Origin of the sequence: Rhodanobacter sp. FW021-MT20 (assembly GCF_041107475.1) — a bacterium.
Classification (GTDB): domain Bacteria; phylum Pseudomonadota; class Gammaproteobacteria; order Xanthomonadales; family Rhodanobacteraceae; genus Rhodanobacter_A; species Rhodanobacter_A glycinis.
Map to the genome: position 1 here is coordinate 37,109 of NZ_JBGBPX010000018.1, position 13,980 is coordinate 51,088.

Annotated in this window: 9 protein-coding genes; 2 read left to right on the forward strand and 7 right to left on the reverse strand. The window is 66.1% G+C overall.

The features are described 5' to 3' along the window. Positions 1–281: 281 nt before the first annotated feature. Both AB7849_RS16305 and AB7849_RS16310 read right to left on the reverse strand, forming a co-directional pair. Positions 282–2,060, reverse strand: a complete 1,779-nt coding sequence (locus AB7849_RS16305; RefSeq protein ID WP_008209474.1) for a phosphoenolpyruvate carboxykinase (GTP) — start codon at positions 2,058–2,060, stop codon at positions 282–284. Positions 2,061–2,208: 148 nt separating this feature from the next. Beyond that, positions 2,209–2,787 (reverse strand): TetR/AcrR family transcriptional regulator, encoded by a 579-nt coding sequence (locus AB7849_RS16310; protein WP_008209476.1) that lies wholly within the window; start codon positions 2,785–2,787, stop codon positions 2,209–2,211. Between the two features lie 121 nt (positions 2,788–2,908). Here AB7849_RS16310 and AB7849_RS16315 point away from each other — a divergent pair, with 121 nt between their 5' ends. Together AB7849_RS16315 and AB7849_RS16320 are read left to right on the forward strand one after the other, a co-directional pair. Then, positions 2,909–3,796 (forward strand): alpha/beta fold hydrolase, encoded by an 888-nt coding sequence (locus tag AB7849_RS16315; RefSeq protein ID WP_008209478.1) that lies wholly within the window; start codon positions 2,909–2,911, stop codon positions 3,794–3,796. A 35-nt stretch (positions 3,797–3,831) separates the two neighbouring features. Next, positions 3,832–6,300: an acyl-CoA dehydrogenase gene (locus AB7849_RS16320; protein WP_008209480.1), complete on the forward strand. Its 2,469-nt coding sequence runs from the start codon at positions 3,832–3,834 to the stop codon at positions 6,298–6,300. 52 nt (positions 6,301–6,352) lie between these two features. On the opposite strand, the gene AB7849_RS16325 is transcribed toward AB7849_RS16320, so the two are convergent. From AB7849_RS16325 to AB7849_RS16345, 5 genes are all read right to left on the reverse strand, one after another. Beyond that, a complete protein-coding gene (locus tag AB7849_RS16325; RefSeq protein ID WP_092703788.1) occupies positions 6,353–7,357 on the reverse strand; it encodes a diguanylate cyclase domain-containing protein in 1,005 nt (334 codons plus the stop codon). Then, positions 7,354–7,920 carry a chemotaxis protein CheB gene (locus AB7849_RS16330; RefSeq protein ID WP_147626422.1) on the reverse strand — a complete coding sequence of 189 codons (567 nt, stop codon included), beginning with the start codon at positions 7,918–7,920 and terminating at the stop codon, positions 7,354–7,356. Before AB7849_RS16330 ends, AB7849_RS16325 begins: the two co-directional genes overlap by 4 nt. Beyond that, positions 7,917–8,795: a CheR family methyltransferase gene (locus AB7849_RS16335; RefSeq protein WP_008215781.1), complete on the reverse strand. Its 879-nt coding sequence runs from the start codon at positions 8,793–8,795 to the stop codon at positions 7,917–7,919. The genes AB7849_RS16330 and AB7849_RS16335 overlap by 4 nt, the downstream gene beginning before the upstream one ends. A 6-nt stretch (positions 8,796–8,801) precedes the next feature. Further along, on the reverse strand, positions 8,802–12,440 hold the full coding sequence (locus tag AB7849_RS16340) for a response regulator (RefSeq protein WP_369501397.1): 3,639 nt from the start codon (positions 12,438–12,440) through the stop codon (positions 8,802–8,804). A 138-nt stretch (positions 12,441–12,578) separates the two neighbouring features. Continuing rightward, the gene (locus AB7849_RS16345) at positions 12,579–13,481 is read right to left on the reverse strand and encodes a CPBP family intramembrane glutamic endopeptidase (RefSeq protein WP_008215778.1); all 903 of its coding nucleotides are present in this window, start codon (positions 13,479–13,481) and stop codon (positions 12,579–12,581) included. Positions 13,482–13,980: the final 499 nt, after the last annotated feature.

The window sequence follows — 13,980 nt, forward strand, 5'->3', positions numbered from 1 at the left end:
CGGAAGCAGGAATCCAGTGCCTTTGCATTCGAAGACCTACAGGCACTGGATCCCAGCTTTCGCTGGGATGACGAGCAAAATCAGACCTTCCCTAGGAGCGTGGGCGGCAGAAATCTTCCGGGCTGCAAAAGCGCCTGCGTGGTCCATATCTCCGTCGCTTCTTGGCCCATAGAACCACTATGGGCCGGCGAATCGTCGAAGCGCTTCATAACAGCGAAGCTGGTCAAATCTGTCCTCACGCAGCCACTTTTTCGCCTCGAAAGTTTCTACCGCCCACGCTCCTAGGCCGTGGCGGTGTGGGGAGAGGTGGCATCGGCATCCAGCGCATCGGCTACGCGCTGGCGTTCCTGACGCAAGCGTTCGGGCAGGCGCGGGCTGAAGCTTTCCAGGTATTCGCCGATCGCTTCGATTTCAGCCTGCCAGCCGGCGTTGTCCACCGTGAGCAACTCGTCGATCTGGCCGGGCTTGAGGGCCAGGCCGTTGAGCTTCAGCTCGTTGCGGGCGGGCAAGGTGCCGATCGGCGTCTGCACGCCGCGTGCGGTGCCCTTCACGCGCTCGATCATCCATTCCAGCACGCGCAGGTTCTCGCCAAAGCCGGGCCACAGGAACTTGCCGTCGGCGCCCTTGCGGAACCAGTTGACGTGGAAGATCTTCGGCAGCTTCGCGCCGGCCTTGTCCAGCGCCAGCCAATGCGCGAAGTAGTCGCCGTAGTGATAGCCGCAGAACGGCTTCATCGCCATCGAGTCGCGGCGCAGCACGCCGACCGCGCCGGTGGCGGCGGCGGTGGTTTCCGAACCCATCGCGGCACCCATCAGCACGCCGTGGGTCCAGTCGCAGGCTTCCATCACCAGCGGCAACAGCGACGGCCGACGCCCACCGAACACGATGGCGCTGATCGGCACGCCTTGCGGCGCCTCGGCCTTCTCCGACCAGGTCGGACACTGCTTTGCGCTGACCGTGAAGCGCGAGTTGGGATGCGCGGCCGGGCCGTTGGCCGGGTCATACGGGCGCCCCTGCCAGTCGGTCACCGGCTCGCCGGGCAGGCCGTCCCACCATGGCTGATTGTCGGCGGTGACGGCGACGTTGGTGAAGATGGTGTCGTGCGAGACGCTCTTCAGCGCGTTCGGGTTGGTGCTGTTGCTGGTGCCCGGGGCCACGCCGAAGAAACCGGCCTCGGGATTGATCGCGTACAGGCGGCCATCCTTGCCCGGATGCATCCAGCAGATGTCGTCGCCGACCGTCCACACCTTCCAGCCATCGCGGCGATAGCCTTCCGGCGGAATCAGCATGGCGAGGTTGGTCTTGCCGCAGGCGGAAGGAAACGCGGCGGCGATGTAGTGGGTTTCGCCCTGCGGGTTCTCGATGCCCACGATCAGCATGTGCTCGGCCAGCCAGCCTTCCTCGCGTGCCTGGTTGCTGGCGATGCGCAGGGCGTGGCACTTCTTGCCCAGCAGCGCATTGCCGCCGTAGCCGGAGCCGTAGGACTTGATCGATTTCTCGGCCGGGAAGTGCATGATCCAGCGCCGTTTGGGATCGAGCTCACCGGTGGAGTGCAGGCCCTTCACGAAGGCCGCTTCCCGCTCGATGCGCGCCTGCGCGGCCGCGCCCATGCGGGTCATGATCTTCATGTTGGCGACCACGTACGGGCTGTCGGTGATCTCCACGCCGCAGCGCGACAGCGGCGAGTCGATCGGCCCCATGCAATACGGGATCACGTACATGGTGCGGCCTTCCATGCAGCCGTCGAACAGCGCGTCGATCTTGGCGTGGGCGTCGGCCGGAGCCATCCAGTGGTTGTTCGGGCCAGCGTCTTCCTGCTCCGGGTGGCAGACCAGGGTGAGCTGCTCGACCCGGGCCACGTCGGACGGGTTCGAGCGATGCAGGTAGCAACCCGGATGGGTCTGCTGGTTCAGCTCGATCAGGGTGCCATCGGCCAGCATTTGCCGTACCAGGGACTGGTATTCGGTGTCCGATCCGTCGCACCAGTGGATGTGGGCGGGACGGGTCAGGGCGGCCACGTCGTTGACCCAGTGTTGCAGCGCTTCCAGCTTGCTTGCCATGGTTTCTCCCAAGTTGGTCTTCAAGTTTGGTCTTCAGCCAAATAAGAGCCAAAACACTATGTTGCGAAAACTGGCATTGCAAGGTCAGACGCAGCAAAAAGGGCGCCCCGAAGGCGCCCGTGTGCTCGTGTTCAGGTTTTCGCCGGGATCAGGCGGGGATCAGGGTCGCGATCATGTGTTCGATGTAGGCATCGAACTCGTCGTGGCCCAGGCGCGGCAGGCCCAGTGTGAAGTTCAGCTGCAGGAAGCCGACGTAGGCGGCATAGGTCAGCCGCGCGCGGTTGATGGCGTCTTCCGGCGGCAGCCCGGCTTCGCGATAGGCGGTGTTGAGGAAATCGGTACGGCGCTGCGACACGCGGGCCATCACCGGCACCACCAACGGGTGGTCCAGCGCCTTGAGCAGGGCGGCGTAGACCCGGTGCGGACGCAGTTCGTGGGCCACGCGGCGGAACAGTTCGGGCAGGCGTTCGCGCGGGTCGGCGATGGTCTCGATCTGGCCCAGCACTTCACGCTCGCCGTACTGTTCCCAGCGCTCCAGCGCGGCCAGCAGCAAGGCCTCGCGGGTGCGGAAGTGCCAGTAGAAGCTGCCCTTGGTGACGCCAAGCTGGCGCGCCAGTGCTTCCACGGCCAGCGCGCCCACGCCCTGGTCGGCGATCAGGCCGAGCGCGGCCTCTTCCCAGTCCTCGGCGGAGAGGCGGGTACGTTCCGGTTTGCTGCTTGCATTCATGGCCGTATGGTAGCCCAGACCGGGTAGCACAGGCAGTGGTGGCCCGGATGCACGGTGGGCGGTGAGATTGGCGAGTCTGGGAGGTTGACGGCACTGGGCGTGGCGATCCATACTCAAGCGTATGGAAAAGACCCGCCCTCAGGCAGAGCCCTTTCGGACTGGCGACGGTATCGCGCTGGCCGTGGAGTCGTTGAATCCGGCCGGCTCGCCGACGTTGCTGTTCGCGCACGGCTTTGGCCAGACCCGTGGCGCCTGGGGCGGTTCGGCCGCAGCCTTGGCTCGACAAGGTTGCCATTGCGTCACGTTCGACACGCGCGGGCATGGCGAGAGCGAACGTTCGCCGGATGGCAGCTACCACATGCAGCAGTTCGCTGAGGACCTGCTGCGACTGGCACGCGCGCAGTCCCAGCCGCCGATCCTGATCGGCGCCTCGATGGGCGGCCTGCTCGGTTTGGTGGTGGCCGGGGAAACCCGTCCGGCACCGTTTCGCGCAATGGTGCTGGTGGATATCACGCCACGCTGGGAGACGGCGGGGGTGGAGCGCATCCTGGCCTTCATGCAGGCGCACCCCGATGGTTTTGCGGATTACGCCGAGGCCGCCACGCAGATCGCCACCTACCTGCCGCAGCGCAACGGTCGCAAGAGCGAGCAGCAGCTGCGCCCGTTGATGCGCGAAGCGGCCGATGGCCGGCTGCACTGGCACTGGGACCCGGCCTTGCTGGCGGGCGGGCTGGTGCAGGAGAGCGAACGCTACCAGCCGCGCCTGCTGTCCGCCGCCGCGAAGGTGGATGTGCCCGTATTGCTGCTCTCCGGTGAACGCAGCGACGTGGTTTCGCGCGACACCGTCGACGAATTCCTGCAGCTCGTGCCGCATGCCCGACACGTGGAGGTGGCGGGCGCCACGCACATGGTGGCCGGCGATGCGAACGATGCATTCACGCGCGAGATCGCAGGCTTCATCCATACCCTGGACGACGCGGACGCCCGGCGGGGCGTTCGGGTTTCATAGTCACCACAAGTACGCACCGCAACGAGGAAGTCGAGATGTCCGTGATACTGACCCTGCTGGCGGCGCTCATCGCGACCGGCGCCTGCGCTTACCACCGCACGAGCCTGCGCACCTGGGCCATCGCCACGCTGATCACCACCATCGTGGTGGGCCTGCTGGTGCATGCACCCGTGACCACCGTCATCCTGGTCATCATCGAGCTGGCGATCGCCATCCCGCTGCTGTTGCCGACGTTCCGTCGCAAGCAGATCAGCGCGCCGCTGCTGAAGATGTTCGCCAAGGTCACGCCGAAACTGTCCGCGACCGAGCAGACCGCGCTGGAAGCGGGCACCGTCGGCTTCGAAGGCGAGCTGTTTTCCGGCAAGCCGGAATGGAACGAACTGCTGCGTCAGCCGAAGCCGGAACTGAGCACCGAGGAGCAGGCCTTCCTCGATGGCCCGGTGGAAGAACTCTGCGCGATGATCGACGATTGGCAGATCACCCACGAGCTGGCCGACCTGCCGCCGAACGTGTGGGAGTTCATCAAGAAGAACAAGTTCTTCGGCATGATCATCCCGAAGCAGTACGGCGGCCTGCAGTTCTCCGCGCTGGCGCATTCGGCGGTGCTGCAGAAGCTGTCGACCATGTCGGCCACGGTGTCCTCCACCGTCGCGGTGCCGAACTCGCTGGGGCCGGCCGAATTGCTGCTGCATTACGGCAGCGAGGAGCAGAAGGACTACTACCTGCCGCGCCTGGCGGTGGGCGAGGAAATTCCCTGTTTCGCGCTGACCGGCCCGTATGCGGGTTCCGACGCCACCTCGATTCCGGACTACGGCATCGTCTGCAAGCAGATGGTGGACGGCGTGGAAACGCTGGGCATCAAGCTCACTTTCGACAAGCGTTACATCACGCTGGCGCCGGTCGCCACCGTGGTCGGCCTCGCTTTCCGCATGTACGACCCGGAACACCTGCTGGGCGACAAGGACGACCTGGGCATCACCCTGGCGTTGCTGCCGCGCACGACGCCGGGGCTGCAGATCGGTCGCCGCCACTTCCCGCTCAACATTCCGTTCCAGAACGGCCCGATCCACGGCAAGGACGTGTTCGCGCCGTTGTCGGTGCTGATTGGTGGCCCGCAGATGGCCGGCCACGGCTGGCGCATGCTGGTGGAATGCCTGTCGGTGGGGCGCGCCATTTCACTGCCGTCGAACGCCACCGGCGCGATGCGGGCCTCGGCCGCGGCCACCGGCGCCTACTCGCGCATGCGCAAGCAGTTCGGCCTGGCGATCGCCCGCTTCGAGGGCGTGGAAGAGGCATTGGGCCGCATCGGCGGCCTGACCTATGCCACCACTGCGCTGTCGCGCGCCACTGCGGCCGCGGTGGATCGTGGCGAGAAGCCGGCGGTGCCCTCGGCGATCGCCAAGTACCACGCCACCGAATGGGCCCGTACCGTGGCCGGCGACACCATGGACGTGCACGGCGGCAAGGCGGTGCAGCTCGGTCCGAAGAATTACGCCGGGCGTGGCTGGTCGTCCGTGCCGATCGCGATCACCGTGGAAGGCGCGAACATCATGACGCGCAGCCTGATGATCTTCGGCCAGGGGGCCATCCGCTGCCATCCCTATGTGCTGAAGGAAATGCAGGCGTTGTCCATGGCCGATTACGGCGAGCGCCTGCGCACCTTCGACAAGGCACTGTTCGGCCATATCGGCTTCGGCATCTCCAATGCCGTGCGCAGCTTCGTGATGGGCTTGTCCGGCGGTCGCATGGGCGACGCGGCGGGTGATGCCTACACGCGCCGCTACTACCGCAAGCTCAACCGCTACTCCGCCGCGCTGGCCTTGTGCGCGGACGTGTTCATGGGCGTGCTGGGTGGCAAGCTGAAGTTCAAGGAGAAACTCTCCGCGCGCCTGGGCGACGTGCTCAGCTATCTGTACATCGCCAGCGCCATGCTCAAGCGCTACGAGGATACCGGCCGGCCGGAAGCGGATCGCCCGTTCCTCGCCTGGGGTTTCCACGAGTGCATGTGGCTGATCCAGAACGCGCTGGACGGCGCCATCCGCAACTTCCCGGTGCGTCCGGTGGCGTGGCTGTTGCGCGTGCTGGTGTTCCCGTTCGGTCGTCGCGAAGTGCCGCCGTCGGATCGGCTGGGGCGTCGCGTGGCCGCGTTGCTCACCGCACCGAACGAGGCACGCGGGCGTCTGCTGGAATGGGTTTACCTGACGCCCAGTGCCAACAACACCGTGGGTCGCATGAACGCATTGCTGCCCGACGTGATCGCCGCCGAGCCGGTGGAGCGGAAGTTCCTGAAGGGGCTCAAGGCGGGCCAGTTCAAGGCGCACGAGTACGACGGCCAGTTGGCCGAGGCGCTGGCGGCCGGCGTGATCAGCCAGGCCGAGCACGACCTGCTCAAGCGCGTGCATGCGGCGGTGTTCGAGTTCATCTCGGTGGACGATTTCGATCCGTCCGAATTGCGCGCGGCCGTGACGCGCGCGGACGAGAAGAAGCTGACCCGCGTGGCCTGACCAACCCGTGAGTGACTGCGGCCCGGGTGTCGAATGCGCCCGGGCCGCGCTGTCAGCTTTCCTGGCTGGACAGCACGCAGCGGTTCTTGCCGCTGCCCTTGGCTTCGTAGAGTGCACGGTCGGCGGCCTGGATCAGCGATTCCTCCGCATCCACGGCGCCGTTCCACAACGCGATGCCGATGCTGGCACTGACGGTGGCCACGAATTCACGCTGGCCGGTTTCCAGCGGATAAGGCAGCGCCAGCATGTCGCACAGATGCTGGCAGCGTTCCATCAGCAGCGGTACGTCGCCCACCTCTTCGAGGATCAGCGCGAATTCGTCGCCGCCGAGGCGCGCCACCGTATCGTTCGCCCGCACATGACTGCCCAGCCGGGCGGCAATCGAGCGCAGCAGCGCATCGCCGGCCGGATGTCCCCAGGTATCGTTGACCGCCTTGAAGCCGTCGATGTCCAGCATCGCCAGTGCAAAGCCGCTGTCATGGCGCGCGCCGCGCTGCATGGCCGCTTGCAGGCGATCATGGAACAACGCCCGGTTCGGCAGGCCGGTCAGCATGTCGTGGGTGGCCTGGTGGCGCACCTTGGCCTCGGCGCGTTCGCGCTCGGCGATCTCGATGTTCAGTTGCGTATTGCGCTCGGCCAGCTCGTCCAGTGCTTGCTGCAATTGCATGCGCGCGGCGTACAACTCCAGGAATACGCGTACCTTCGATTGCAGGATGGCGTCGTTGATCGGCTTGGCGATGTAGTCCACCGCACCGGAACGATAGCCGTGCAGGCGATTGAGGTCGTCGGCGTAGGCGGCGGTGACGAAGATGATCGGCGTGCCCTTGAGCTGGTCGGTTTCGCCGAGCAGGGCCGCCACTTCGAAGCCGTCCATCCCGGGCATGTTGACGTCGAGCAGGATCAGCGCGAATTCGTGGTCGAGGCACAGCGCCAGTGCCTGGTTGCCGCTGTCTGCCTCGACCAGTTCGGCATCGAAGCCGGCCAGCAGTCGGCGCATCGCCACCAGGTTGGCGTGGGTATCGTCGACGACGAGGATCTTGGGGCGGCTTGGGTTCATGCCAGGCACAGGCGGTTGAGCAGCGCCGGAATGGCCTCCAGCGGCACGCAGTGGTCGGCGCCCGCCAGGTCGAGGGCAGCCTGCGGCATGGCCGGCGCCTGTGCGCTGGCGGGTGATTGCACGATGGCGATGCCACCGTAGCGGCGGATCAGGCGCAGGCCTTCGGCGCCATCGGTGTTGGCACCGGTCAGCACCACGCCGACGAGGCCGGCACGCCACGCCTGTGCGGCGGAGCAGAACAGCACGTCGATCGACGGCCGTGCGTGTGACACGTGCGGGTCGACCGAGAGCGCAAAGCGATTGTCGCTTTCCATGAGCAAATGGTATCCCGGTGGCGCCAGATGCACCACGCCGCCGCGCGCCGGTTCGCGTTCCGCGGCCTCGACCACCGGCAGCCGCGAGGAGCGGGCCAGCACCCCGGCCAGGTTGGCGGAATCGTCCGCACTGCGGTGGCAGCACACCACGAGGGCTTGCGCCAGGTGGGGATCCAGCCCGCCGAGCAGGGTTTGCAGGGCCGTCACGCCGCCCGCCGAGCACCCCACCACGATGGCGGTCACCGTCATGCCTTGCTTCCTGCGGTCGGATGAATGGATCGCCGGTAGATGCGCTGCGGTTCGTCGAACGGGTCGAAATCCGCCGCAGTGGTGGCGAAGTCGGTGCTTTCGCGCAAGCCGAGGCACAGAAAGCCGCCACGCACCAGGCTGTCGCGGAACAAGGCCAGGGCGTGGCTTTGCAGTGGGTTGGAAAAATAGATCAGCACGTTCCGGCACAGCACCAGGTGCGCCTCGCAGAACACCTTGTCGGAAACCAGGTTGTGCTGGGCGAAGGTGACATTCCGGCGCAGGCGCTTGTCGATCTTGAGCAGGTTGTAGCGCACGCTGTAGTAGTCGGCGAACGAGCGCGTGCCGCCGGTGGCGATGTAGTTGCGCGACCACTGCTGCGCCTCGCGTGCCGGGTAGATGCCTTCCTGCGCATGCTGCAGGGCGCGTGTGCTGAGGTCGGTGGCGAAGATGTGGCTGCGTTCGTACAGCCCGGCTTCTTCCAGCAGGATGGCCAGCGAATAGACCTCTTCGCCATGCGCGCAGCCGGCCTGCCAGATGTCGATGCGCGGGTACGATGCCAGTACGGGCAAGACCTGCTCGCGCAGCGCGCGAAAGACGCGTGGGTCGCGGAACATGTCCGAGACCGGTACCGACAGTCCTTCCAGCACGCGGGGCAGCAGTTCCGGCTGGTGCAGGGTGCGGCTGGTCAGTCCGCTGATCGTGCCGCATTCGAGGCTGTTGGCCAGCTGGCGCACGCGGCGCAGCAACGAGGCCGGTGCGTACTGGCTGAAGTCGTAGCCGTGGCGGCGCTGCATCGCGCGCACGAACAGTTCCAGCTCGATGTCGGTGAGCGTGGCCTCGTCGATGTCGTCATGGCTAGGGGAGCTCGGATCCATGCGGGCTCAGCGGCGCAACCAGACGCGGATCATCGAGGCGAGCTTGTCGATGTCGATCGGTTTGGACAGGTAATCGTTGGCGCCGGCTTCCAGGCATTTCTCGCGATCGCCGCGCATCGCCTTGGCGGTGAGCGCGATGACCGGCAACTGCGCGAAGCGGGGCTTGGCGCGGAGGGTGCGGATCGCCTCGTAGCCGTCCATGCCCGGCATCATGATGTCCATCAGCACCAGTTCCAGTGCGTCGTTCTCGTCGAGCTGGGCCAGCGCCTTGGGCGCGTCCTGCGCCATGCTGACCTGGATGCCCCAGTCGCGCAGCACCTTCGCCAACGCGAACAGGTTGCGCATGTCATCATCGACGACCAGCACGTGGCGGCCCTTCAGTTCGTCATCCGTGGCTGGACTGGTCGACGCGCCTTCGGGGGCGCGGTGGATGCTGTGCAGGAACAGGCTCACTTCGTCGAGCAGGCGTTCGGGCGAACGCACACCCTTGATCACGATGCTGTCGGTGTACTGGCGCAGTGCGAGGTTTTCCTCGCGGCTGAGCTCGCGCCCGGAGTACACCACCACGGGCGGCACGCTGCCTTCGCGCGCGAGCTGTTGCAGCAGCTCCAGGCCGGACATGCCGGGCAGGCCGAGGTCGAGCACGATGCAGTCGTACCCGGTGGCGGCGATTTTCTGCAGGGCTTCCTCGGCCGAGCCGGCCTCGTCGATGCTGACGTCGTCCTGGCGCAGCAGGCTGCGCACGGCGCTGCGTGCATCGGCCTCGTCATCCACCACCAGCAGGCGGCGCGGGCGCCCTTCGGCGAAATGCAGCAGGCGCTCGAAGGCGCCGTCGAGTGCCTCGCGACTGACCGGCTTGGTCAGGAAGCCGACCGCGCCGAGCTCGCGGCTGCGCTCGGTCTCGTCGATGGCGGACAGGAAGTGCACGGGAATGTGCCGGGTGGCCGGCTCGGCCTTCAGCCGTTCGATCACGGTCCAGCCGTCCATGCCAGGCAACATCACGTCGAGCAGGATGCCGAGTGGGCGGAAGCGCCGCGCCAGTTCCAGCGCGCTCTCGCCGTCCGCGGCATGCAGCACGCGATAGTTCTTCTGCCGTGCCATGCCGGCGAGGATGCGCGCATAGGCCAGGTCGTCCTCCACCACCAGGATGATGCTGTCGCCGGGCGCGATGTGTTCGCGATCGTCGCCGATGTTCTGTGTCGGCATCGCGGGGATGGCGACGGGGCGCCGCATGGCTACAGGTTCCGGCGGTTTCGTCGCCGCGTTCGCGGGCGCGCGTTCGGGCAGCAGCAGGGTGAAGGTGCTGCCTGTGCCGATTTGGCTCTGCAACACCACGTCGCCGCCGAGCAGTTCGGCCATCTGCCGCGAGATGGACAAGCCCAGCCCGGTGCCGCCGTAGTGGCGACTGGTGCTGGCATCCACCTGTTCGAAGGCGTTGAAGATGCGCTGCTGCTTGTCTTCGGGAATGCCGATGCCGCCGTCCTGCACGCTGATGGCCAGCAGGGATTGGCCGAGCAGGGCCGCGGGTACCGGCAGCTCGGCCGCGGGGCGACCGATGACAGCCCGGACCGTGCCGTGCGACGTGAACTTGAATGCGTTGGAAAGCAGGTTGTTGGCGATCTGTTCCAGTTTGCCCGGATCGGTGTGGATCTGTTCCGGCAGCCCGGCTTGAAGCACGACCTCGTAGGCCACCTGCTTGTCGCGCGCCACGTGGTCGAAATTGCGGCGCAGGCTTTGCGCCAGTTGTGCCAGCGGGTAATCGACGGTGGACAGTTCCATCTTGCCGGCCTCGATCTTGGACAGGTCGAGGATGTCGTTGATCAGTCGCAGCAGGCTGGTGCCGGCATCGTTGATGATGCGTGCCGACTCCACCTGCTCGTCGTCCAGGTTGCCGTCGCGGTTGTCGGCCAGGCTGCGCGAGAGGATCAGCAGGCTGTTCAGCGGCGTGCGCAGTTCGTGCGACATGTTGGCGAGGAACTCGCTCTTGTACTGGCTTGCGCGCGCCAGTTCGGCGGCCTTTTCCTCGGTGTCGCGCTGCAGGGTTTGCAAGGTGCGCTTCTGTTCGCGGAGCGTGTCGGTTTTCAGCCGCAGTTCCTCGTTGGATGCCTGCAGCTCATCGGCCTGCACGCGCAGTTCCTCTTCCGAGGCGAGCAGGCGCTGCGACTGCTCTTCCAGCTCCATGGTCTTGCGCTGCAGCGACTCGTTGCTTTCGGTCAGCGCTTCCTGTTGCTGGCGCAGGGTGATGCCGGAGACACGCAGGTCGTCGGCCTGCTCGCGGGTCTGCTCCAGCAGCTCCTGGGTGCTGACGGCCCGGTTGAGGTTTTCCAGGGTCAGCGCCATCAGCGGCAGCAGGGCATCCAGCAATTCTCGTTGCAGGCTGGTCAGTGGCGCGAAGCTGGCCAGTTCCAGCACGCCGACCAGTTGCTCGCGCAGCAGCACCGGCAGGATCGTGACGCAGTGCGGCAGCGCGGCTCCGCTGCGCGAGTCGATGCGCAGGTAGTCCTCGGGCACCTGGTCGAGCTGGATCGGCTGGTGGTCCAGCGCGCACTGGCCGACCAGGCCTTCGCCGGGGACGTAACGGACGCCAGCCTGGATATCCATGCGCAGGCCGTAACTGCCGAGCAGGTCCAGACGCTGGCGGTCAGCGTCGTAGCCATAGAAAAGGCTGATGCCGAGCTGCAGCAGGCGCGACAGTTCGGAGGTCAGCCGCTGGCCGAATTCGCGATGGGTCGTGGCTTCCTGCAGCTGCAGGGAGACCTCGCCGATGCGCCCCTTCAGCCAGTTCTGTTCGGCAGTCTCGATCGCCATCTGCTTGAACACCTGCAGCGCGCGGGCAATTTCGCCGATCTCGTCGCGCCGGTCGACGCTGCGGATCTCGATGCCGTAATCGTGCGCGGCCAGCCGATTCATCTGGTTGGTGATGCGCCGCAACGGATGGGTGACCAGGCGCGAGGTCAGCGAGATCACCATCAGCCCGAGCGCCAGGCTGAGCAGGGCGAAGATGCCGTTCAGCAGCCGGTTGACCAGCAGCATGTGGTGCAGATGCGTGCTGCGCTGGTCGAGCAGGGTCCGTTCGGTGGCATTCATCTGCGCCAGCACGTGGCTGATGTCCTGCATGCTCACGCTGCGGTGCGCGAAGTAATCGTCCCCGATGATGTCGCTCTGTTCGGCGGCCTGTCTGGGGTCGACATTCGCCAGTTTGCCCAGCGGCAGGATGACCTTCTCCTCGGCCTCCTTGTGCCATTGGGCCAGCATCGACTCGAAGCGGTCGAGGCGGGATTGCTGCAAGGGGTTGTCGATAGTCAGCTGGCGCAGCACGGGAACCTGCGCATCCAGTTGCTGCATGCCCGTGTTGAACTGATCCAGCTCGCTGGGCCGGAGCGAGAGCAGGTATCCGCGCAAGCCCAGTTGGCTGGATTGCAGGTTGCGCTGTTGCCGGGCGATGGCCAGTTGCACGTGATAGCCGTGATCGGTCCAGCGCCGGCTGGTTTCCTGCTGGTTCTGGGTATACAGCGTGATGGAACTGGCGATGAGGAACAGCCCGAGCAGCAGCACGATCCCGAGCAGGATTTTCCGGCTGATCGGCAAGTGGGCCAGCCAGGAGTATTTCCTCACGGATTGCCGGGGTGTCGGAGCGGCGGTCATGCGGATTCCAGTCGGTAGGATCGGGCGCAGGCAGATGCGCAACGAGGCCAGATTAGCGAGCTGGATGTGATGGCGGTAGCTTGATCGTCATCTGCCGATGCCCCTGGCCCGTGCCGCTGCGTCACGTTCCTGGGGCACTCAGCGGCGGCGCCAGCACGGCGGCACGAACAGACGCCGGCGCCACGCCACCACCAGCAGTGCCACCGAGCAAAGCGAACACAGGGCCAGCGCCACCACGGAGGCTTCGGCGCCGAACGCGCCGCCACTCAGCCAGTCCGGGCCGCTGCGGCTGGAGACCAGCCAGCCATCGGCGTGGGTGCCGGACACCGGGATGCCATAGATCGTGCCCTGCGCGATATTCCAGGCTGCGTGCAGGCCGATGCAGGTCCACAGCGAGCGCGTGACCAGATAGAGCAGGGCCAGCAGTATCCCGGCCTCGATCGCGATGGCCGCCGAACTCCACAGCGTGGCGCCGGGGTTGGCAATGTGCGCGGCACCGAAGAACACGGCCGAGATCAGCAGCGCCCAGCCGCTGCCCAGACCTTCCTCGGCCACGCGGAACAGTACGCCGCGCGTGATGATTTCCTCGGCGATGCCGGCGCCGATGCCGGCCACCAGCACTTGCGGCAGCCAGTCGGCATGGGGGTTCGTGCCCAGTACGTGATAGCTGCCCAGCAGCCACAGCAGGCCGACCACCGCACTGAAAAGAACCAGCCCACCCGCGAAACCGCCCAGCCCGAACGTGGGAACATCGCGCAAGGCCAGTTCGCGAAGGCGCCGCCGCTCGATCGCCTTCACCAGAATGGCGTAGGCGATCAGCGCGGGCAGCAATTCCACCGCAAGCAGGGCGAGTGCGAAGTGCAGGGGGCCGGCAGTCTTGGCCGTCCATCCCAACGATGCAACGACGGCATGCGCGGCAAAGCCGAGGATCGCCATCGTGACGGCGAAGAACACGATGCGCGCACCCGGCGAGAACACCAGCCAGCGCTGCCAGCGCGGGGCGTCGGCTGGGGTGGAAAAGGCAATGGCTGCTGCGGACATGGCGGCGCTTCCGTGGAAAACCGGCAGATTATCAGCATGGCAGCCATCGCTCCCGCAGCAGGGTGCAGCCGGAAGAACGGCGGACTTGCCGCGAGGCTGCTTTGGCCCCTTTCCGACCCGATGCTCCGGACTTTGGCGACACGGCCGAGAACTCGTCATTCCGGCCTTCGCCCACTGCTGTCCGGAATAATCCTGGGATGTCCTTCGAGAGTGAATACCCGCGCCGCTTGCGCGAGATGCAACAAGGGGGCGATTCCATTTCTGGCAGCGACCCCCTCTCCGGCTCGTCATCCCGGCGCAGGCCGGGATCCAGTAGCGATCACGCCTGTCCTAGCCATACGGCTACTGGATTCCGGCCTGCGCCGGAATGACGGGCAAAAACCGATTTCGGCATATGCCACCGCACGACTGCAGGTATTCGAAATTATTCCGGACAGCAGTGGGCAGTCGCCGGGATGACGATCCTGCAAGGTTCGGAGCAGGGTCTTCGGCCCTCCCC